Raw genomic sequence first — 20231 nt, forward strand, 5'->3', positions numbered from 1 at the left:
CTTGCCGCCAACAGAAAAACCCCGGCCGGAAGCCGGGGTTTTTCTCCACTTGTGTGGGCGAAGGGGGACTTGAACCCCCACGTCCCGAAGGACACTGGCACCTGAAGCCAGCGCGTCTGCCATTCCGCCACTCGCCCGAAACAACCGGGGGAGCGTATCACGGTCGAGGGGGTGCACCTCAACTCGCGCCCGCGGCTCGTACCAGGTTAGCGGCCTGCGTCACAGTGCCATCCCCAATGCTCTGACCTGGTCTAACACGATTCTCAGAATTCTCATGGTGACGGCGCGTCGACCTGGGCCGATAGCATCAAGGTGAACAAGCGTCGACGCAACACGCACATGTACTCGAGCTAGGCGGTGAGATGAGTAACCAGAGAGGTCTGGTTCAACGCATCGAGCGCAGACTCGAGAACACCGTGGGCGACGCGTTCGCCCGGGTCTTCGGCGGATCGATTGTCCCGGCAGAGGTGGAAGCCGCCCTGCGGCGGGAAGCCTCTGCGGGTGTGCAAACCCTGCCCCATGAACGATTTTTGGCCCCGAACGAGTACGTCATTACCCTCAGTCCAGCTGACTTCGAGAAGGTCAGCGCCGATCGCGATCTCACCACGGACACTTTTGCCAAACACTTGGGCGGCCACATCCGTGATCAGGGATGGCAAACGTATGGTGAGCTGGTCGTCAGGTTCGAGCAGTCGCCGAATCTGCACACCGGCCAGTACCGTGCGCGCGGCGTCGTCAACCCTGACGTCGACCCCCACCCGTCCCTCGCCACAACCGCCCCGCCAGAATCGAACCAGGCGTACACCGCAGAACCAGGAGTACCAGCGATGAGCAACGACCCCACCTACCGAGGCGACCAGGGTCAGGGGCGGCCCGGCGACGACTACTACGACGAGCGCTACCCGCGCCCGCAGGACGAGCAGCGCGGCGTCCCCGAGCAGCGCGGCCCGTACCCGCCCGAGCAAGGCGGCTACGCGCCCCAGCCCAACGAGGGCTACGGCCAGCGGCCCGGCTACCCCGAGCAGGGCGGCTACGGCCAGGGCGGTTATGCCGGCGGGCAGGCTCCCGAGCAGGGCGGCTACGGCCAGGGCGGTTATGCCGGCGGGCAGGCTCCCGAGCAGGGCGGCTACGGCCAGGGCGGTTATGCCGGCGGGCAGGCCCCCGAGCAGGGCGGCTACGGCCAGGGCGGTTATGCCGGCGGGCAGGCTCCCGAGCAGGGCGGCTACGGCCAGGGCGGTTATGCCGGCGGGCAGGCTCCCGAGCAGCGTCCCCCGGCCGGCGGCTACGGCGGCCAGGGCTACGACCAGGGCCAGGGCTATGACCAGGGCTACCGGCAGGGCCCGCCGCCGGGATACGGCGCCCCGTCCTACGGCCCGCCGCAGGGTGGCGGTTACGCACCTCAGGGCCCGCCGGCCGGCGACTATGACTACGGCCGCGGTCCGGGCCGTCACGAGGACGCCGGCTACGGCCGTCCCGAGCCTCGCCCCGCCTACCCCGACCAGGGTGGCTATGAGCAGCAGGGCTACGGCCAGCCCGCCGGCGGCTACGGCCGCCAGGAGTACGGCCAGCCGGATTACGGTCAGCCGGCTGGCCGCGGCTACGAGCAGGGCGGCTACGCCGAACCCGCCGGGCGGGACTACGACTACGGCCAGCCCGCCGGTGGCGGTTACGGCGGGTACGCCCAGCCGCCCGCCCAGGGCGAATACCCGTCCGCCGGACACGCGGTCACCCTGCAGCTCGACGACGGCAGCGGACGCACCTATCAGCTGCGCGAGGGTGCCAACGTGATCGGCCGCGGCCAGGATGCCCAGTTCCGGCTGCCCGACACGGGCGTCTCGCGCCGGCATCTGGAAATCCGGTGGGACGGCCAGGTTGCGCTGCTGTCCGACCTGAATTCCACCAACGGGACCACCGTGAACAACGCCCCGGTGCAGGAGTGGCAGCTGGCCGACGGCGACGTCATCCGGCTGGGGCACTCCGAGATCATCGTCCGCGTTCACTGAGGTCGGCGAAGGTCTCAGCTTGGTTGACGCGGAGTGGCTTCACCCGCGTACCCACCGGCGTCCAAGTATCGTGACGGTGCCGAAGTCGGCCCGGTGCCTGCTGGTATCGCGGGGACGGCGAGCGGGGCACGAGGACGGAGAGGACGCCAGATGCAGGGGTTAGTTCTGCAGCTGACGCGCGCCGGCTTCCTGCTGTTGCTGTGGCTGTTCATCTGGTCGGTGCTACGCGTCCTGCGCAATGACATCTACGCGCCGACCGGCGCGGTGATGGTCCGCCGGGGCCTGGCGCTGCGCGGCACGCTGTTGCCGTCCCGCCAGCAACGGCACGCCGCCCGCTACCTGGTGGTCACCGAGGGAGCGCTGGCAGGCACCCGGATCACCTTGGGCACCCAGCCGGTGCTGATCGGCCGCGCTGATGACTCCACGCTGGTTCTGACCGATGATTACTCCTCGACCCGGCACGCCCGGCTGTCGCCACGCGGTGCCGACTGGTACGTGGAAGACCTAGGATCGACCAACGGCACATACCTCGACAGGGCGAAGGTGACGACGGCAGTACGCGTTCCGATTGGCACACCGGTGCACATCGGCAAGACGGTGATCGAGTTGCGCCCGTGACCCTTGTTCTTCGCTACGCCGCCCGCAGTGACCGCGGCCTGGTGCGCGCCAACAATGAGGACTCCGTCTACGCGGGCGCGCGCCTGCTTGCCCTGGCCGACGGGATGGGCGGCCACGCGGCCGGCGAGGTGGCCTCCCAGCTGGTGATCGCCGCGCTGGCGCACCTCGACGACGACGAGCCCGGCGGCGATCTGCTGAGCAAACTCGACTCCGCGGTACGCGACGGCAACACCGCGATAGCAGCGCACGTCGAACTGGAGCCCGAGCTCGAGGGCATGGGTACCACGCTGACCGCAATCCTGTTCGCGGGCAACAGACTTGGCCTTGTCCACATCGGTGACTCCCGCGGGTATCTGCTGCGCGACGGCGAGCTGACCCAGATCACCAAGGACGACACCTTCGTGCAGACCCTCGTCGACGAGGGGCGCATCACCGCGGAGGAGGCCCACAGCCATCCGCAGCGCTCGCTGATCATGCGCGCGCTCACCGGTCACGAGGTCGAGCCGACGCTGATCATGCGGGAAGCCAAAGAAGGCGACCGCTATCTGCTGTGCTCCGACGGCCTGTCCGACCCGGTCAGCCAGGAGACCATCCTGGAAGCACTGCAGATCGACGACGTCGCCGAGAGCGCTGACCGGCTGATCGAACTGGCGCTGCGCGGCGGCGGACCGGACAACGTCACCGTGGTGGTGGCCGATGTCGTCGACCATGACTACGGCGGCCAGACCCAGCCGATCCTGGCCGGTGCGGTGTCGGGGGACGACGACCACGTCGCCCCGCCCAACACCGCAGCCGGGCGCGCGTCGGCCTTCAACCCCCGGCCTGCGCCCGCCAAGCGCGTTGTGGCCGAGCCTGAGCCGCCACCCAAGCCCCGCTCGCGGCGGCGGATGATCATCGTCGCCGCCCTGGTCCTGTTGGTGGTCCTCGCCGGGGTCGCGGTCGGCCGGCAGATCATCCGCAGCAATTACTACGTCAGCGCTGAAAACGGCACCGTCGCGATCATGCGCGGTATCCAGGGCTCGATCCTGGGTTATCAGCTGCAGGAGCCGTACCTGCTGGGCTGCCTCAACGACCGCAACGAGCTGTCGCAGATCAGCTATGGCCAGCCGACCGACTCGCTGGGCTGCCAACTGATGCGATTGCAGGATCTTCGGCCCTCGGAGCGCGCGCAGGTCTCGGCCGGGCTCCCGGCCGGAACCCTCGATGATGCAATCGGGCAGCTGCGGGAATTGGCGCACAGCTCGGTGCTGCCCCCGTGCGCGCCGCCCCCGACCAGCACACCGACCCCCACCCCGACTCCGGCTCCGAGCGCATCTCCCGCGCCGGGGCCGGCGCCCGTTCCCACCGCCGCATCGACCTCGCCGTCGGCGTCCGCACCGACCTCCTCGTCGACCTCCTCGCTGGCCCCCGCACCGTCGCCGAGCACGCCATCGCCGCCGGTGGCCTCGTCGAGCCTCGCCCCATCTCCCACTGAAAGTGGCGTCGCCCCAACGCCTTCGGCTGCTCCGACACCTGCGCCGAGCCCCGCTCCGACGGTGACCCAACTACCCGCAGCGCCGCAGAAGCCGGGCACCGACTGCCGGGCGGCGGCATGAGTACCCAACCGCAGGCACCCGTCGCGCTGGCGCCGGCGACACCGACCCGCCGCAATGCCGAACTGGCGTTGCTGTGCTTCGCAACCTTCATCACCGTCGTGGCACTGCTGATCGTCGAGGCCAACCAGGAGCAGGGCATCAGCTGGGATCTGGCCAGTTCCACGCTGGCGTTCCTCACCTTGTTCGTGTGCGCGCACCTGGCCATCCGGCGGTTCGCGCCCTACGCCGACCCGGTCCTGCTACCCGTTGTCGCGCTGCTCAACGGGCTCGGCCTGGTGATGATCCACCGCCTCGACCTCATCGGCGGTGCGATCGCCCCGCAACGCGGACCCAGCGAAGAACAGCAGATGCTGTGGACGCTGGTCGGCGTGCTCGGCTTCTCGCTGGTGGTCGTCTTCCTCAAAGACCACCGCATTCTGGCCCGTTACGGCTACACCTGCGGTCTGGTCGGGCTTGTGCTGCTGGCGATCCCCGCGCTGCTGCCCAGTCATTTCTCCGAGACCAACGGTGCGAAGATCTGGATTCGGTTCCCCGGCTTCAGCATTCAGCCTGCTGAGTTCTCCAAGATCCTGCTGTTGATCTTCTTCGCCGCGGTGCTGGTGGCCAAGCGCGACCTGTTCACCAGCGCCGGCAAGCATTTCCTCGGCACCGACGTGCCTCGCCCGCGCGACCTGGCGCCACTGCTGGTGGCCTGGATCGTCTCGGTCGGTGTCATGGTGTTCGAAAAGGACTTGGGCACTTCGCTTCTGCTGTACGCCTCATTCCTGGTGATGGTCTACATCGCCACCGAGCGGTTCAGCTGGGTGGTCATCGGACTGACGCTGTTCGGCGCAGGCAGCGTGGTGGCCTACTACTTGTTCGGCCATGTGCGCGTGCGGGTTCAGACCTGGCTGGATCCGTTCGGCGACCCCGAGGGCACCGGGTATCAAATGGTGCAGTCGCAGTTCAGTTTTGCCACCGGCGGCATCTTCGGCACCGGGCTGGGCAACGGCCAGCCGGGCACCGTGCCCGCCGCGTCGACGGACTTCATCATCGCCGCGGTCGGTGAAGAGCTGGGCCTGGTCGGCTTGGCCGGTGTGCTGATGCTCTACGCGATCGTGATCGTGCGTGGGCTGCGCACTGCGATCGCCGTACGCGACAGCTTCGGCAAGCTGCTGGCCGCCGGGTTGGCCTCGACGCTGGCGATCCAGCTGTTCATCGTCGTCGGCGGTGTCACCGGGCTGATCCCGCTGACCGGCCTGACCACACCGTGGATGTCCTACGGTGGCTCGTCGCTGGTGGCCAACTATCTGCTGCTAGCCATCCTGGTGAAGATCTCGCACGCCGCCCGCCGCCCGATCATCACCAATCCGCATGCGCCGATCGCGTCGTCGAGCACCGAGGTGATCGAGCGCGTATGAACACTTCCCTGCGCCGCGTTTCGGTGATGATCATGGCGTTGATCGTGCTGCTGTTGCTCAACGCGACGATCACCCAGGTCTTCCGCGCCGATGGTCTGCGCGCCGACCCCCGCAACCAGCGTGTGCTGCTCGACGAGTACTCCCGCCAGCGCGGCCAGATCACCGCGGGCGGTCAGCTGCTGGCCTACTCGGTGTCCACCAACGGCCACTACCGCTTCCTGCGCGTCTATCCGAATCCCCTGGTCTACGCACCGATTACGGGGTTCTACTCGTTGCGCTACTCCAGCACCGGGCTCGAGCGCGCCGAAGACGGCATCCTCAACGGCTCCGATCAGCGCTTGTTCGGCCGCCGGCTGGCCGACTTCTTCACCGGCCGCGACCCGCGCGGCGGCAACGTCGACACCACGATCGTGCCGCGTATTCAGCAAGCCGCGTGGGAAGCGATGCAGCGGGGCTGCACCGGTGGATGCCGCGGCTCGGTGGTGGCCCTGGAGCCGTCCACCGGAAAGATTTTGGCGATGGTGTCCTCGCCGTCCTACGACCCGAACCTGCTGGCCACCCACGACACCGAAGAACAGGGCGCCGCTTGGCAGCAGCTACGCGACGACCCCGCCTCGCCGCTGACCAACCGGGCCATCGCTGAGACCTTTCCACCCGGGTCGACGTTCAAGGTGATCACCACCGCGGCGGCGTTGCAGAACGGTGTGACCGACAACGATCAGCTCACCAGCGCCCCCCAAATCCAGCTCCCGAACAGCACCGCGACCCTGGAGAACTACGGCGGCACCCCGTGCGGCAGCGCCCCCACCGCGTCTCTGCGGGAGGCGTTTGCCCGCTCGTGCAATACCGCGTTCGTGGAATTGGGTATCCGGGTGGGTGCTGACGCTCTGCGCAACACCGCGCAGGCGTTCGGGTTCGACAGCCCACCAGCGCCGATCCCGTTGGAGGTAGCGGAGTCGACCATCGGCCCGATCGCCGACGCCGCCGCGCTGGGGATGTCGAGCATGGGTCAGAAAGACGTGGCGGTGACACCTTTGCAGAACGCGTTGGTGGCGGCGACGATCGCCAACTCCGGTGTGATGATGCAGCCCTACCTGGTGGACAGCCTCAAGGGGCCGGACCTGTCGAATATCAGCACGGCAGCACCTCAGCAACAGCGGCGTGCCGTATCGACGCAGGTCGCCGCTAAACTTACGGATTTGATGATCGGCGCCGAACAGATGACCCAGCAGAAAGGGGCGATCCCCGGCGTGCAGATCGCATCCAAAACCGGGACCGCGGAACACGGAACCGACCCCCGCAACACTCCGCCCCATGCCTGGTACATCGCCTTCGCCCCAGCACAGAGCCCCAAAGTGGCGATCGCGGTGCTGATCGAAAACGGTGGTGACCGGTTGAACGCCACCGGCGGCGCGTTGGCCGCCCCGGTCGGCCGGGCGACGATCGCCGCGGCATTGCAGGGGGCATCATGAGCCCCCGCGGGCGAGCGAAGCGAGGCAAGCAATGAGCCCCCGCGTTGGAGTCACGCTGTCCGGCCGGTATCGGCTGCAGCGGCTGATCGCCACCGGCGGTATGGGCCAGGTGTGGGAGGCCGTCGACAGCCGGCTGGGACGTCGGGTCGCGGTGAAGGTGCTCAAGCAGGAGTTCTCGTCGGACCCCGAGTTCGTCGAGCGGTTCCGCGCCGAGGCGCGCACCGTCGCCATGCTCAACCACCCCGGCATCGCGGCCGTGCACGACTACGGCGAGACCGACATGGACGGCGAGGGCCGCACCGCCTACCTGGTGATGGAACTGATCAACGGTGAGCCGTTGAACTCGGTCATCAAGCGCACCGGCAGATTGTCGCTGCGCCACGCGTTGGACATGCTCGAGCAGACCGGCCGCGCGTTGCAGGTCGCTCACGCCGCCGGGCTGGTTCACCGCGACGTCAAGCCGGGCAACATCCTGATCACGCCGACCGGCCAGGTGAAGCTCACCGACTTCGGTATCGCCAAGGCCGTCGACGCGGCGCCGGTCACCCAGACCGGCATGGTGATGGGCACCGCCCAGTACATCGCCCCCGAGCAGGCGCTGGGTCACGACGCCACCGCCGCCAGTGACGTGTACTCGCTGGGAGTTGTTGGCTACGAGGCGGTTTCGGGTAAGCGGCCATTCACGGGTGACGGTGCGCTGACCGTGGCGATGAAGCACATCAAGGAAACGCCTGCGCCGCTGCCTGCCGACCTGCCGCCCAATGTGCGCGAGCTGATCGAAATCACCCTGGTGAAGAACCCGGGCATGCGCTACCGCAACGGTGGGCAGTTCGCCGACGCGACTGCGGCGGTGCGGGCGGGCCGGCGTCCACCGCGGCCCAACTCCGCGCCGACCATTCGCGCCACACCGGCGTCGATCCCCGGTAGTTCGCCGCGGATGCCTGCCGCCGCCCCGCCGACCGGGACGCGACCGCGGGCCACCACCGGCAGCCACCGCCCGCCGCCGCCGCGGCGCACCTTCTCCTCCGGCCAACGGGCGCTGCTGTGGGCGGCCGGCGTGCTGGGCGCCCTGGCGATCATCAGCGCCATCCTGATCGTGCTCGCCGACCGGGACCGCAAAGACAACAAACCCGTCGAGCAGACGGTCACCGACACCGTCACCCCCACCAGCCAGGCGGCGCCTTCGGGTTGGACGGATCACCACATCGCCGGTAATCCTGGAGGACAGATCGGGGTACCCCGATTCAGCGCTGCCAGCGCCGATGTTGGCTCGCTGTCCGAGGCTGTTCACACCGACGAGAAACCGCGATGACCACCCCACAGCACCTGTCCGACCGCTACGAGCTGGGCGAGATCATCGGGTTCGGCGGCATGTCCGAGGTGCACATGGCCCGCGACACACGCCTGCACCGCGATGTAGCGGTCAAGGTGCTGCGCGCCGACCTGGCCCGCGACCCGAGTTTCTACCTGCGGTTTCGCCGCGAGGCGCAGAACGCCGCCGCGCTGAATCATCCCGCGATCGTGGCTGTCTACGACACCGGCGAGGCCGAGACCGCCAACGGTCCGCTGCCGTACATCGTGATGGAGTACGTCGAAGGCGTGACCCTGCGCGACATCGTCCACACCGACGGCCCCATCCCGTACCGCCGGGCCATCGAGATCATCGCCGACGCCTGCCAGGCGCTGAACTTCAGCCACCAGCACGGCATCATCCACCGCGACGTCAAGCCGGCGAACATCATGATCTCCAAGACCGGCGCGGTGAAGGTCATGGACTTCGGCATCGCGCGTGCACTGGCCGACGCGGGCAACAGCGTCACCCAGACCGCGGCGGTCATCGGGACGGCGCAATACCTGTCTCCCGAGCAGGCCCGCGGGGAACCGGTCGACGCCCGCTCCGACGTCTACTCGCTGGGCTGTGTGCTCTACGAGATCCTGACCGGCGAGCCGCCGTTCGTCGGTGATTCGCCGGTGGCGGTGGCCTATCAGCACGTCCGCGAGGATCCGGTGCCGCCGTCGCAGAAGCATTCGGGCATCTCCCCGGAGCTGGACGCGGTGGTGCTCAAAGCGCTGGCCAAGAATCCGGACAACCGCTACCAGACCGCCGCCGAGATGCGCACCGACCTGGTGCGGGTGCACAACGGCGAGGCGCCGGAGGCGCCGAAGGTGCTCAGCGCCGCCGAACGGACCTCGCTGCTCAACGCAGCGCCGGCGGCGCCCTCCCGCAGGGACGACACCGACGAGATCCCGCGGCACGGCGCTCTTGTCGAGAGTGACCGGGCAGGCGGGTCCATCGGCCGCTGGCTGATCGTCGTCGCGGTGCTGGCCATCCTGACCGTGGTGGTGACCATCGGGATCAACATGGTCAGCGGCAATCCCCGCAATCTGCAGGTGCCGGATGTGCGCGGGCAGAGCCAGGCCGACGCGATCGCCGCCTTGCAGAACAAGGGCTTCAAGATCCGCACTCAGCAGAAGCCGGACAACACCGTGCCCCCGGAGAAGGTCATCGACACCGATCCGGCGGCCAACTCACAGGCCAGCGCCGGCGACGAAGTCGTGATCAATGTGTCGACCGGCCCTGAGCAGCGAGAGGTTCCGGACTGCTCCAACAACCTGTCCTACGGCGAATGCGTCCAGAAGCTCAAGGACGCCGGCTTCTCCAAGTTCAAGCAGACGGCGTCGGCATCCGCGCCGGATCTGAAGGACAAGGTACTGTCCACGATTCCGCCGGCCAACCAGACGTCGGCGATCACCAACGAGATCACCGTGGTCGTCGGCAACGGCCCGCAGACCGCCGAGGTGCCGGTGGTCGCCGGGCAGACGGTCGACGTCGCTCAACAGATCCTCACGGCGTCGGGATTCCTCAAGACGCTGCCGGTTCCGACCGACAGCACAGAGCCCTCCGGGCAGGTGGTCGGTACCGATCCCCCCAACGGCCAGACCGTGCCTCAAGACACGGTGATCCAGATCAAGGTGTCGAAGGGCAATCAGTTCGTGATGCCCGACCTGCGGGGCATGTTCTGGACCGACGCCGAACCGCGGCTGCGCGGCCTCGGCTGGACCGGTGTGCTGGACAAGGGTGGTGACGTGCAGAACAGCGGTCAGCCATCGCATGCTGTCGTGTCGCAGAGCCCGGCGCCGCAGAGCGCGGTGAACTTCGGCGCGACGATCACCCTCAGCTTTGCGTCGTAGCTTCTAAGGGTTGCTGCCCGCCGGTGTTGATCCCCCGGTCGCTGCGCTCCTGCCCGCCGAGGGCATGCCGCACGGTGTCGGCGACCTCTTGCTCGAGTCGGCACACCAGCGACTCCTCGGGAGCCTGCCCGCAGTAGCCCAGCCAGTTGGCCAGCATCCGGTGACCGCCCTCGGTCAGGATCGACTCCGGGTGGAACTGCACACCATGGATCGGTAGTTCGACATGGCGGACGGCCATGACGACACCGCCCTCGGTGCGCGCGGTCACCTCGAGTTCGGCCGGCATGGTTTCCGGCAGGATCGTCAGTGAGTGATAGCGCGTCGCCGTGAAAGGGTCCGGAAGTCCGTGCAGCACACCGATATTCGTGTGGTAGACGGTGCTGGTCTTGCCGTGCAGCAGCTCGGGTGCGCGGTCGACCGTGCCGCCGAATGCCACACCGATCGCCTGGTGACCGAGGCACACACCCAGCAGCGGGGTGCCCGCCGTGGCGCACGCGCGGACCAACGGGATCGACGCTCCGGCACGTTCCGGCGTACCCGGTCCCGGGCTGAGCAGGATCCCGTCGAATTCGGCGGCGACGCCGGCTTCGTCAGCCAGCCGCTCGTCGTCGTTGCGCCAGACCTGTGCGTCGACCCCGAGCTGGCCCAGATACTGGACGAGGTTGAACACGAAGCTGTCGTAATTGTCGACGACCAAAACCTGCATCAGGCCAGGTTACCTGGGGTGGTGCAGGTCAGTAGCCCACCGGACCCGCCGGCTGGGCGTAGCGCATCCGCACCGGTTCGGTGTATCCGGCGACCTGGACGTCGTCGCGGACCTGCTCGCTGTAGCCCAGGCCGAACCGCACGACGTATTGCTTGTACAGCGTGACCAGGGGAGCCGACGCCAGTGCGGCCTGCATGGCGGACGCGTCGCCGATCGCCGTGATTTTGTACGGCGGGCTGTACGTGCGCCCGTTGAGCAACAGGGTGTTGCCGACGCACCGCGGAGCGGACGTCCCGATGATGCGCTGATCCTGCATCTGGATCGCCTCGGCGCCGGCGCTCCACAGTGCGTTGAGCACGGCCTGGATGTCCTGCTGGTGGACCACCAGGTCGTCGGGCGAGGCGTCGCGGGGGAAGCGCCCATTGGCGTCGCGCTGTGCGTCGGAGAGGGTGACCACCAGGCCGGCCCCGTGTACCGGATTCAGCCCGGCAGTGGCAGCCAGCTCGTCGGCGCGGGCCTGCATGGCCGCCAGCGCGGTGCCGGATGCGCCGCCGTGGGTGGAGTCGATCTGGGACGCCAGGGCGTCGCGCTGGGCACTGAGCCGGTCGACCGACTGCTGCGCGTCGTGCACCAGGTCGACGAGCCGGGGGGAGTCGCTGCGGCGGATCTCGCTGCCACCGGACACACCGTGGGTGGTAGCCAGCAGTACGCCCGCCAACAGGCACACCACCGGGACGCCGAACCGCCACGGCGAGCGCGTGGCACCCGTCGTCGCTGCCGCCGGAATTGTCGGGTCACGGCGCCGCTGCGTTAATCTCATAAGCGATCTGCGCACCATCGTCGCAGAAGATCCCGGCCCGAAGGTACCCATGCCCAAGTCCAAGGTTCGCAAGAAAAACGACTTCACGGTCAATCCGGTGAGCCGCACTCCGGTCAAGGTGAAGGCCGGACCGTCGAGCGTGTGGTTCGTGGTGCTGTTCATCAGCCTGATGCTGATCGGGCTGGCCTGGCTGCTGGTGTTCCAGTTGGCCGCGTCCGGGTATGACACCCCGAGCGCGCTGCAGTGGATGGCCAAGTTGGGCCCCTGGAACTATGCGATCGCCTTCGGCTTCATGATCTCCGGGTTGTTGCTGACGATGCGGTGGCGCTGAGCGGCTGCGACATCTCGGCGGCCCCATGCTGTGCGAACGCCGTTCCCAGGCTGGCAACCTCCTGGTCACCCAATCACACGCGTGTGATTCATCCCCATTGTTGATAGCACCTGTGGATAACTGCATACCACGCGGTAGAGGTGCCGGGGGCAGCCATGCAGCAAACTGAGTGGGCCCCGAAAACTGCCGCCATCGCAGCTCTGGGGATCGGCGGTCTCTTGATGGCAATCGTCTGTGTGACCGTCATCACAGATGTCCCTGGCCGGATACTCACCGGCATTGCTGCGCTCGGACTGGTCGCGTTCGCGGTCGGATCATGGCGAGCGCGACCCCGGCTGGCTATCACCGGTGACGCGCTGGTGTATCGCGGATGGTTCAGCGCCCAGACATTGCGGCGATCCGACATCACACTGATCCGGATCACCGAGTTCCGCCGGCTCGGCCGCAAGACGCGTCTGCTGGAGATCGACACGACGGCCGACCGGCTGATCGTGCTCAGTCGGTGGGACCTGGGAAGCAACCCGGTCGATGTTCTGGACGCATTGACCGACGCGGGATTCGCCGGCCGCCACTAGCCCGTTGAGATAGCACTGAGGGCGAGAATTCCGCGGAATCCTCGCCCTCGGTACTGCCTCAATGCGCGGTCAGGAGATGGTGATCGACTCGATCACCACATCGTCGGTGGGCCGGTCGTTGCGATCGGTCGCCGTGGTGGCGATCGCGTCGACGACCTTCTGCGATTCGGGGTCGACGATCTCACCGAAAATGGTGTGCCGACGGTTCAGGTGCGGGGTCTTGCCCACAGTGATGAAGAACTGTGAGCCGTTGGTGCCCGGTCCTGCGTTGGCCATCGCCAGCAGGTAGGGCTTGTCGAACTGCAGCTCCGGGTGGAACTCGTCGGCGAACTTGTAGCCCGGGCCGCCGCGGCCGGTACCCGTCGGGTCACCGCCCTGGATCATGAATCCGTCGATGACGCGGTGGAAGACGGCGCCGTCGTAGAAGGGGCCCGAGGTGCTGCCCGACGCGTTCTCCGTCGAGTACTCCTTGGTGCCCTGAGCCAGACCAACGAAGTTGGCGACGGTCTTGGGGGCGTGGTTACCGAACAGGGCGATCTTGATGTCGCCGCGGTTCGTGTGCAGGGTCGCTGTTGCGGTTGCGATGTCGCTCGTCACGGGAACTCAGTGTGCCACTAGCAGCCGGTGCCCGATCCCGCGGCCACCCCCGTGGCGCTGTGGCAGTGTTGACGGCATCAACGCTGCGCCGGTGTCGGGAGGACGAAATGGGCCGCAAGAGTGAACCCAAGCTCACATCGCGGGAGCGGCTGAACCGCGGACTGCACTACACCGCCGTCGGCCCGGTGGACATCACCCGCGGCGTCGCGGGCATCACCGCGCATTCAGCGGAATCGGCCGCGGTCGCGCTCCGGCGCCGGGCCCGGGAGGCCCGTGCCGTGCAGCAGGAGGTCGGCGCCGAGGTCGAAGCGGTCAAGCAGGTGGTGGCCGAGCTTCCCCAAATACTTCAGGACGTCCGCACCGCGCGGCATCGGCGGCGCCGGCGGCGGCTGTTCGTCTTCGGCTTCCTGGGGTTGGCAACCGCCGGCGGGGCTGTGGCGTTCGTGATCACGAGGCGATCGTCGACGCCCGAGCCCTCCGCGCTGCCGCCGAGTGTCGACGTTTCGCCGAAGATCTGACCCGGCAGCCGAGCACCATTGCCGGCCATCGGCGTGCCGGTCGAGTCTTGAGTTCAATTGCCCCACAACGACATTTGCCGGCGCGGCCGCGCCACCCGCGAAAATGGCGAATCTTAGTTTGCTGCACTACTCAATTACGCATTTTGGTCTGTCAGCGATTTTGCTTTGCCGGATCCGCCCTAACGTGCATTATGTTCGGCATGGGTTGGGGGAGCCTTTCGCATCAGAAGGTCAAGTGCGCGATCTGCAGCCACGAGCAGACGCTGTTCATCGACAGGGAAACCTTCACCTGTCGCCGATGCAAGAAGACGCTTCCGCGTCGCCTGGCGGTACCGGCCAGGGGCTGATTGCGCCTCGCGCCATTCTTGTGGAGCCTAGGAGATTCGAACTCCTGACATCTGCCTTGCAAAGGCAGCGCTCTACCAACTGAGCTAAGGCCCCGTACGTCTCACTCGTCGAGCGTGTGCCAGACCTCGCCGCGGCGGGCCCGAATGACCGCGGCGCCCGCGACCAACACTGCCAACAGCAATGCAATCCGCACGGGCGCCCTTCCCGATGACCGAGACATCGTGGGCCTAGGAGGACTCGAACCTCCGACCTCTTCGTTATCAGCGAAGCGCTCTAACCGCCTGAGCTATAGGCCCGTATTTGCATACGACCGAGCGCCGAGATTACCCCACCGGAGGTGCTGCACCCAAACCGGTGCACCGGCGCTAGTCCCGGTCGGCCAGCGTGACCTCGATACCGCCGACGATGTCGGTGCTGAGGTTGTAGATGAACGCTCCGACGGTGGCCATCGCCGTCAGCAGCACGATATTCACCAGCCCGATGAGCGCCGCTCCGCCGAAGATCGCGCCGCTGGACACCAGCTCGCCGCCACCACCGCTGGTGGCCGTCAGCAAGTCGCCGACGTTGCTGTTCAGCTTGCTCCACACGCCCATACCGCCGAGCACCAGATACAGGAACGCCACCGCGACCATCCACACGAAGAACAACGCCACCGACAGCAGCAGCGACACCTTCAGTGCGCTCCACGGATCGATACGCCGAATCTGCATGCTGGCCCGCACCGGTCCGCGAGCGCGGTTGGCACCGACCTGAACGCGGGTGGACGGCCCGGCCGATCGCGTCGGCTGCTCGGGCGCCGGTTTGCGTTGCTGCGCAACCGGCTTGGGCGGGGCAACGCCCGACAGGTCCGGTAGCTCGCTGACATAGCCCTCGGGACGGGCGCCCTCGGGACGGTTGCCCTCGGCTCGCGACTCCGGCCGTGTCTCGGACCTGGCTTCGGGACGAAGTTCGCCCCGGGACTCCGGCTTGCGCTCCGGCTGTTGCGGACCGCCCGGCCCTGGATCGGGCGCGGCGGTGCCGCTGATGAAGCGGTTCACCCGCTGCTCGAGGCCCGGACCTCCCGGCTGCGCCTGGCGGGGTTGCCCCTCACCGGCCGGTCGCTGGGGTGCGCCGCCCTGCCGCGCTCGCGCAGCACCGCGCTGCCACGGCGGGGCCTCGCCGGACTCACCGTTGGTGAGTCGGGGACCGGTCCGCTCGGCCGAGCCGGTCCCGTTGGCCGGGCCCTCACTCGGTCCGGGTTGACCCGGCTCGTTCGGTGCGCTCACCACCACTCCTAACCTGTCGCCCCGCCGCGCGCTACGTCTCGTCGGACGTGTCGTCGGATTCGGAGTCCAGCTCGCCCACTTCGTCCGTGCTGTCCTGCTCCTCGGCATTGCGGGCGATAGCCAACAGTGTGTCGCCCTCACCCAGGTTCATCAAGCGAACGCCCTTGGTCTGGCGCCCGGCCTTGCGGACCTGACGTGCAGCGGTGCGAATGACACCCCCACCTGAGGTGATGGCGTACAACTCACTGTCTTCATCGACCACCAATGCGCCCACCAGACTGCCACGTCGCCGGTCGTATTGAATGGTCAGGATGCCTTTACCGCCGCGGCCCTGGGCGGTGTACTCCTCGATGGCGGTGCGCTTGGCGTAACCACCGGCGGTCGCGACCAGCAGATACGTTCCCTCCCGCACGACGTTGAGCGACAGCAGTCGATCGTCCTCGTTGAACCGCATGCCCTGCACACCCGAGGTGGCCCGGCCCATCGGCCGCAGCGCCTCATCGGTGGCCGAGAACCGGATCGACTGGCCGTTGGCACTGACCAGCAACAGGTCTTCCTCCGCCGAGCACAGCACCGCACCGACCAGTTCGTCGCCGTCGCGCAGGTTGATCGCGACGATTCCGCCCGAGCGGTTGGAGTCGAAGTCAGTGAGCTTGGTCTTCTTCACCAGGCCGTTGCGGGTGGCCAGCACCAGATACGGCGCGTCCTCGTAGCTCTTGATCTGGATGACCTGAGCGATCCGCTCCTCGGGCTGGAACGCCAGGAGATTGGCCACATGCTGGCCGCGCGCGGTGCGCGAGGCCTCCGGCAGCTCGTAGGCCTTGGCTCGATACACCCGGCCCTGGGTGGTGAAGAACAGGATCCAGTCGTGCGTCGACGACACGAAGAAGTGCCGCACGATGTCGTCCTGCTTGAGGCCGGCGCCCTGCACACCCTTGCCGCCGCGCTTCTGGCTGCGGTACAGGTCGGTCTTGGTCCGCTTGGCGTAGCCGGTCTCGGTGATGGTGACGACGACGTCCTCGCGGGCGATCAGGTCCTCGTCGGACACGTCGCCGTCGTTGGCCACGATCCGGGTGCGACGGTCGTCGCCGTGCTTGTCGGCGAGTTCCTTGAGTTCGTCGCGGACGATCGCGCGCTGCCGCTCCGGCTTGGCGAGGATGTCCTCCAGGTCCGCGATCTCGGCCTCGATCTTGGCCAGATCGTCGACGATGCGCTGGCGCTCCAATGCGGCCAGGCGGCGCAGCTGCATGTCGAGGATGGCCTGCGCCTGGATCTCGTCGACGTCGAGCAGTTCCATCAAGCCCACCCGGGCCACGTCGGCACTTTCCGACGCGCGGATCAACGCGATGACCTCGTCGAGGGCATCGAGGGCCTTGACCAGACCGCGCAGGATGTGGGCCCGCTCGTTGGCCTTGCGCAACCGGTACCGGGTGCGCCGGATGATCACGTCGAGTTGGTGTTCGACGTAGTAACGGATCATCTGGTCCAGGCGCAGCGTCCGGGGCACGCCGTCGACGATCGACAGCATGTTGGCACCGAAGCTGGTCTGCAGTTGGGTGTGCTTGTAGAGGTTGTTCAGCACCACCTTGGCCACGGCGTCGCGCTTGATCTCGACGACGATGCGCAGGCCGACCCGGTCACTGGACTGGTCTTCGATATTGGAGATGCCGCCGAGCTTTCCGTCGCGGACCTGCTCGGCGATCGAGGTGATGAAGTTGTCGTGGTTGACCTGATACGGCAACTCGGTGATCACGATCGAGGTCCGACCGCGCGAATCCTCTTCGACCTCAACGACGCCGCGCATCCGGATCGAGCCGCGGCCCGTGGTGTACGCGTCGTGGATGCCTTGGGATCCGACGATCAAACCGTGGGTGGGGAAGTCGGGACCCTTGACGCGCTCGCAGCAGGCGGCCAGCGTCGCCTCTTCGTCGGCTTCGTGGTTCTCCAGGCACCAGTAGACGGCTTCGGCCAGCTCGCGCAGGTTGTGCGGCGGGATGTTGGTGGCCATACCGACGGCGATACCGCCGGATCCGTTGGCCAGCAGGTTCGGGAACCGGCTGGGCAGCACCGTGGGCTCTTGCACACGGCCGTCGTAGTTCGGGATGAAATCGACTGTCTCCTCGTCGATTTCACGCAACATTTCCATGGCCAGTGGCGTCAGCCGCGCCTCGGTGTACCGCATGGCGGCCGCCGGATCGTTGCCCGGTGAACCGAAGTTGCCTTGGCCGTCGACCAGCGGGTAACGCAGCGACCACGGCTGCGCCATCCGCACCAAGGTGTCGTAGATCGACGAATCACCGTGCGGGTGATAGTTACCCATCGTCTCGGCGACCGACCGCGCCGACTTGGCGTGGCCGCGGTCCGGCCGGAATCCGGAGTCGAACATGGCGTAGAGCACCCGGCGGTGTACCGGCTTGAGGCCGTCACGAACCTCGGGAAGCGCACGGCCGACGATGACGCTCATCGCGTAGTCGATGTAGCTGCGCTGCATCTCCTGCTGGATGTCGACCGGTTCGATGCGGTCGCCGGCCTCGTCGCCGGGGGGCAGGGTGGTGTCAGTCATGTGATTCCTCTGTTGTCCCTACGAAGGGCGATACGTCACTAAACATCAAGGAAGCGAACGTCTTTGGCGTTTCGGGTGATGAAGCTGCGACGTGCCTCGACGTCTTCGCCCATCAGGATGGAGAACAACTCGTCGGCCGCGGCCGCGTCGTCGAGGGTGACCTGCCGCAGCACCCGAACCGTCGGGTCCATGGTGGTCTCCCACAGCTCCTTGGCATCCATCTCGCCGAGACCCTTGTAGCGCTGGATACCGTCGTCGACGTTGATCTTCTTGCCGGCCGCCTTACCCGCCTCCAGCAGACCGTCGCGTTCGCGGTCGGAATAGGCGAACTCGGGCTCGCTGCGCTGCCACTTCAGCTTGTACAGCGGCGGCTGCGCCAGGAAGATGTGGCCGTTCTCCACCAGCGGCTTCATGAACCGGAACAACAGCGTCAACAGCAGCGTCGAAATGTGTTGTCCGTCAACGTCGGCGTCGGCCATCAGCACAATCTTGTGATAGCGCAGCTTGGCCAGATCGAACTCGTCGTGGATGCCGGTACCCAGCGCGGTGATGATGGCCTGGACTTCGGTGTTCTTCAGTACCCGGTCGATGCGGGCCTTCTCGACGTTGATGATCTTGCCGCGCAACGGCAGGATCGCCTGGAACATCGAGTCGCGGCCGCTCTTTGCCGAGCCGCCGGCCGAATCACCCTCCACCACATACAGTTCGGACTTGCTGGGATCGGTGGAGCGGCAATCGGCGAGCTTGCCGGGCAGGCCACCGATATCGGTTGCGCTCTTGCGTCGCACCAGCTCTCGCGCCTTGCGCGCCGCGATCCGTGCCTGCGCCGACGACACCGCCTTGTTCACGACGGTCTTGGCCTCGGTCGGGTTGGACTCGAACCAGTGGGTGAGCTGCTCGTTGCAGATCTTCTGGACAAACGACTTCACTTCGGTATTACCGAGTTTCGTCTTCGTCTGCCCCTCGAACTGAGGCTGGGAAACCTTCACCGAGATCACCGCGGCCAGGCCCTCGCGGATGTCATCTCCGGTGAGGTTGGCGTCCTTTTCCTTGAGGAGCTTCTTGTCCTTGGCGTACTTGTTGACCACCGTGGTCAGCGCGGCACGGAATCCCTCTTCGTGGGTACCGCCCTCGTGGGTGTTGATGGTGTTGGCGAAAGTGTGCACCGACTCCGAATAGCCGGCGTTCCACTGCATCGCGATCTCGACCTCGTGGCCCTCACCCTTGCCGTCGAAGTCGATCACGCTGGGCTGGATCGAATTCTTGGTGCGGTTGATGTGCTTGACGAAGTCGACCAGACCGCCCGGGTAGTGGAATACCCGGTGCTTGACCTTGTGCGGCGCCACTGCCTCGGCGGCCTTCTCCTCGGCCGACTTCGGTGCCGCGGCCGTATCACTGACGACCTCGTCCACCACCTGCTCCGGGGTGACCCGCTCATCGGTCAACTCAATGGTGAGGCCCTTGTTGAGGAAGGCCATCTCCTGCAGCCGGCGGGCAATGGTTTCGAAGTCGCAGGTGGTGGTCTCGAAGATGTTGGGGTCGGCCCAGAATCGGATGGTGGTGCCGGTCTTCTTGGTCTTCTCGCCCTGACGAAGCGTGCCCGGTACCGAATGGTCATAGGTCTGGAACCACTCGTAACCGTCGGTACGGACGTCGGCCTCGAGCCGGCTCGACAGCGCGTTGACCACCGAAACGCCCACGCCGTGCAGGCCGCCGGACACCTGATAGGCGCCCTCTTCGAACTTGCCGCCGGCGTGCAGCACGGTCATGACCACGTCGATGGTGGGGATTCCGGTGGAGTGCATGGCAACCGGGATTCCGCGGCCGTCGTCGGTGACCTCGACGCCGCCGTCCTCGAGGATCCGCACCGTCACCTTCGTGGCGAAACCGGCCATCGCCTCGTCGACCGAGTTGTCGACGACCTCCCACACGAGATGGTGGAGTCCTCGCTCACCGGTCGAACCGATGTACATACCGGGACGTTTGCGGACCGCCTCCAAGCCTTCGAGGACTTTGATCGAGTCGGCACCGTACTGTTCATTGGCAGCCACTAGCGGAACGCTCTCCTTGGGGTTCGCAAGCGCACGGTGTCACCGGCCGCGCGCGGGTCCTGACCAGTCTACCGGTAAGTGCGTTCCGGACTGATTCTGCGGCCGCGTTTCTACACACCTAGTTGACCCGTGCACGGAATTTCTCGGATTGCCATACGTGGTGACGCTTGACACGGT

Annotated in this window: 16 protein-coding genes and 3 tRNA genes; 10 read left to right on the top strand and 9 right to left on the bottom strand. The window is 66.9% G+C overall.

The window, feature by feature from the left end; genetic code table 11:
• Positions 1-54: 54 nt before the first annotated feature.
• Positions 55-137 (bottom strand) — tRNA-Leu (locus tag CRM90_RS04395).
• A 225-nt stretch (positions 138-362) separates the two neighbouring features.
• Between CRM90_RS04395 and CRM90_RS04400 the strand changes: the two genes are divergently transcribed.
• The 7 genes from CRM90_RS04400 to pknB all read left to right on the top strand — a co-directional run bounded on the left by CRM90_RS04400 (position 363) and on the right by pknB (position 10280).
• Positions 363-2003, top strand: a complete 1641-nt coding sequence (locus tag CRM90_RS04400; protein ID WP_102805807.1) for an FHA domain-containing protein — start codon at positions 363-365, stop codon at positions 2001-2003.
• A gap of 150 nt (positions 2004-2153) precedes the next feature.
• On the top strand, positions 2154-2621 hold the full coding sequence (locus tag CRM90_RS04405; protein ID WP_102805808.1) for an FHA domain-containing protein FhaB/FipA: 468 nt from the start codon (positions 2154-2156) through the stop codon (positions 2619-2621).
• Positions 2618-4216: a PP2C family protein-serine/threonine phosphatase gene (locus tag CRM90_RS04410; protein WP_102805809.1), complete on the top strand. Its 1599-nt coding sequence runs from the start codon at positions 2618-2620 to the stop codon at positions 4214-4216. Before CRM90_RS04405 ends, CRM90_RS04410 begins: the two co-directional genes overlap by 4 nt.
• Complete coding sequence (locus CRM90_RS04415) at positions 4213-5616, top strand: FtsW/RodA/SpoVE family cell cycle protein (protein ID WP_102805810.1); 1404 nt, start codon at positions 4213-4215, stop codon at positions 5614-5616. The genes CRM90_RS04410 and CRM90_RS04415 overlap by 4 nt, the downstream gene beginning before the upstream one ends.
• On the top strand, positions 5613-7088 hold the full coding sequence (pbpA, locus tag CRM90_RS04420) for a D,D-transpeptidase PbpA (RefSeq protein WP_102805811.1): 1476 nt from the start codon (positions 5613-5615) through the stop codon (positions 7086-7088). Before CRM90_RS04415 ends, pbpA begins: the two co-directional genes overlap by 4 nt.
• 31 nt (positions 7089-7119) lie before the next feature.
• Complete coding sequence (locus CRM90_RS04425) at positions 7120-8400, top strand: protein kinase domain-containing protein (protein WP_102805812.1); 1281 nt, start codon at positions 7120-7122, stop codon at positions 8398-8400.
• Positions 8397-10280 (top strand): Stk1 family PASTA domain-containing Ser/Thr kinase, encoded by a 1884-nt coding sequence (gene pknB, locus CRM90_RS04430; protein WP_102805813.1) that lies wholly within the window; start codon positions 8397-8399, stop codon positions 10278-10280. The genes CRM90_RS04425 and pknB overlap by 4 nt, the downstream gene beginning before the upstream one ends.
• On the opposite strand, the gene CRM90_RS04435 is transcribed toward pknB, so the two are convergent.
• Both CRM90_RS04435 and CRM90_RS04440 read right to left on the bottom strand, forming a co-directional pair.
• Positions 10264-10986 (bottom strand): aminodeoxychorismate/anthranilate synthase component II, encoded by a 723-nt coding sequence (locus CRM90_RS04435; RefSeq protein WP_233209162.1) that lies wholly within the window; start codon positions 10984-10986, stop codon positions 10264-10266. The two genes, pknB and CRM90_RS04435, sit on opposite strands and share 17 nt — an antisense overlap.
• Positions 10987-11014: 28 nt before the next feature.
• Positions 11015-11806: a DUF881 domain-containing protein gene (locus CRM90_RS04440; RefSeq protein ID WP_102805814.1), complete on the bottom strand. Its 792-nt coding sequence runs from the start codon at positions 11804-11806 to the stop codon at positions 11015-11017.
• Positions 11807-11855: 49 nt separating this feature from the next.
• Between CRM90_RS04440 and crgA the strand changes: the two genes are divergently transcribed.
• Positions 11856-12137 carry a cell division protein CrgA gene (gene crgA, locus CRM90_RS04445; RefSeq protein ID WP_036342287.1) on the top strand — a complete coding sequence of 94 codons (282 nt, stop codon included), beginning with the start codon at positions 11856-11858 and terminating at the stop codon, positions 12135-12137.
• 155 nt (positions 12138-12292) lie between these two features.
• Positions 12293-12712, top strand: a complete 420-nt coding sequence (locus tag CRM90_RS04450; protein WP_102805815.1) for a PH domain-containing protein — start codon at positions 12293-12295, stop codon at positions 12710-12712.
• 69 nt (positions 12713-12781) lie between these two features.
• Here CRM90_RS04450 and CRM90_RS04455 read toward each other — a convergent pair whose 3' ends face one another.
• Positions 12782-13309, bottom strand: a complete 528-nt coding sequence (locus CRM90_RS04455) for a peptidylprolyl isomerase (protein ID WP_036342285.1) — start codon at positions 13307-13309, stop codon at positions 12782-12784.
• 107 nt (positions 13310-13416) lie between these two features.
• On the opposite strand from CRM90_RS04455, the gene cwsA reads away from it, so the two are divergent.
• Positions 13417-13827 carry a cell wall synthesis protein CwsA gene (cwsA, locus tag CRM90_RS04460; RefSeq protein ID WP_102805816.1) on the top strand — a complete coding sequence of 137 codons (411 nt, stop codon included), beginning with the start codon at positions 13417-13419 and terminating at the stop codon, positions 13825-13827.
• A 368-nt stretch (positions 13828-14195) separates the two neighbouring features.
• On the opposite strand, the gene CRM90_RS04465 is transcribed toward cwsA, so the two are convergent.
• From CRM90_RS04465 to gyrB, 5 genes are all read right to left on the bottom strand, one after another.
• Positions 14196-14268: transfer RNA gene (locus tag CRM90_RS04465), tRNA-Ala, on the bottom strand.
• 129 nt (positions 14269-14397) lie between these two features.
• A tRNA-Ile gene (locus tag CRM90_RS04470) sits at positions 14398-14471 on the bottom strand.
• Between the two features lie 69 nt (positions 14472-14540).
• The gene (locus CRM90_RS04475; RefSeq protein ID WP_102806105.1) at positions 14541-15440 is read right to left on the bottom strand and encodes a DUF3566 domain-containing protein; all 900 of its coding nucleotides are present in this window, start codon (positions 15438-15440) and stop codon (positions 14541-14543) included.
• A 31-nt stretch (positions 15441-15471) separates the two neighbouring features.
• On the bottom strand, positions 15472-18003 hold the full coding sequence (gene gyrA / locus CRM90_RS04480; RefSeq protein ID WP_102805817.1) for a DNA gyrase subunit A: 2532 nt from the start codon (positions 18001-18003) through the stop codon (positions 15472-15474).
• Positions 18004-18041: 38 nt separating this feature from the next.
• Positions 18042-20054: a DNA topoisomerase (ATP-hydrolyzing) subunit B gene (gene gyrB / locus CRM90_RS04485; protein ID WP_102805818.1), complete on the bottom strand. Its 2013-nt coding sequence runs from the start codon at positions 20052-20054 to the stop codon at positions 18042-18044.
• Between the last annotated feature and the right edge of the window lie 177 nt (positions 20055-20231).

The sequence above is a fragment of the Mycobacterium sp. ENV421 genome (assembly GCF_002887815.1).
GTDB lineage: Bacteria > Actinomycetota > Actinomycetes > Mycobacteriales > Mycobacteriaceae > Mycobacterium.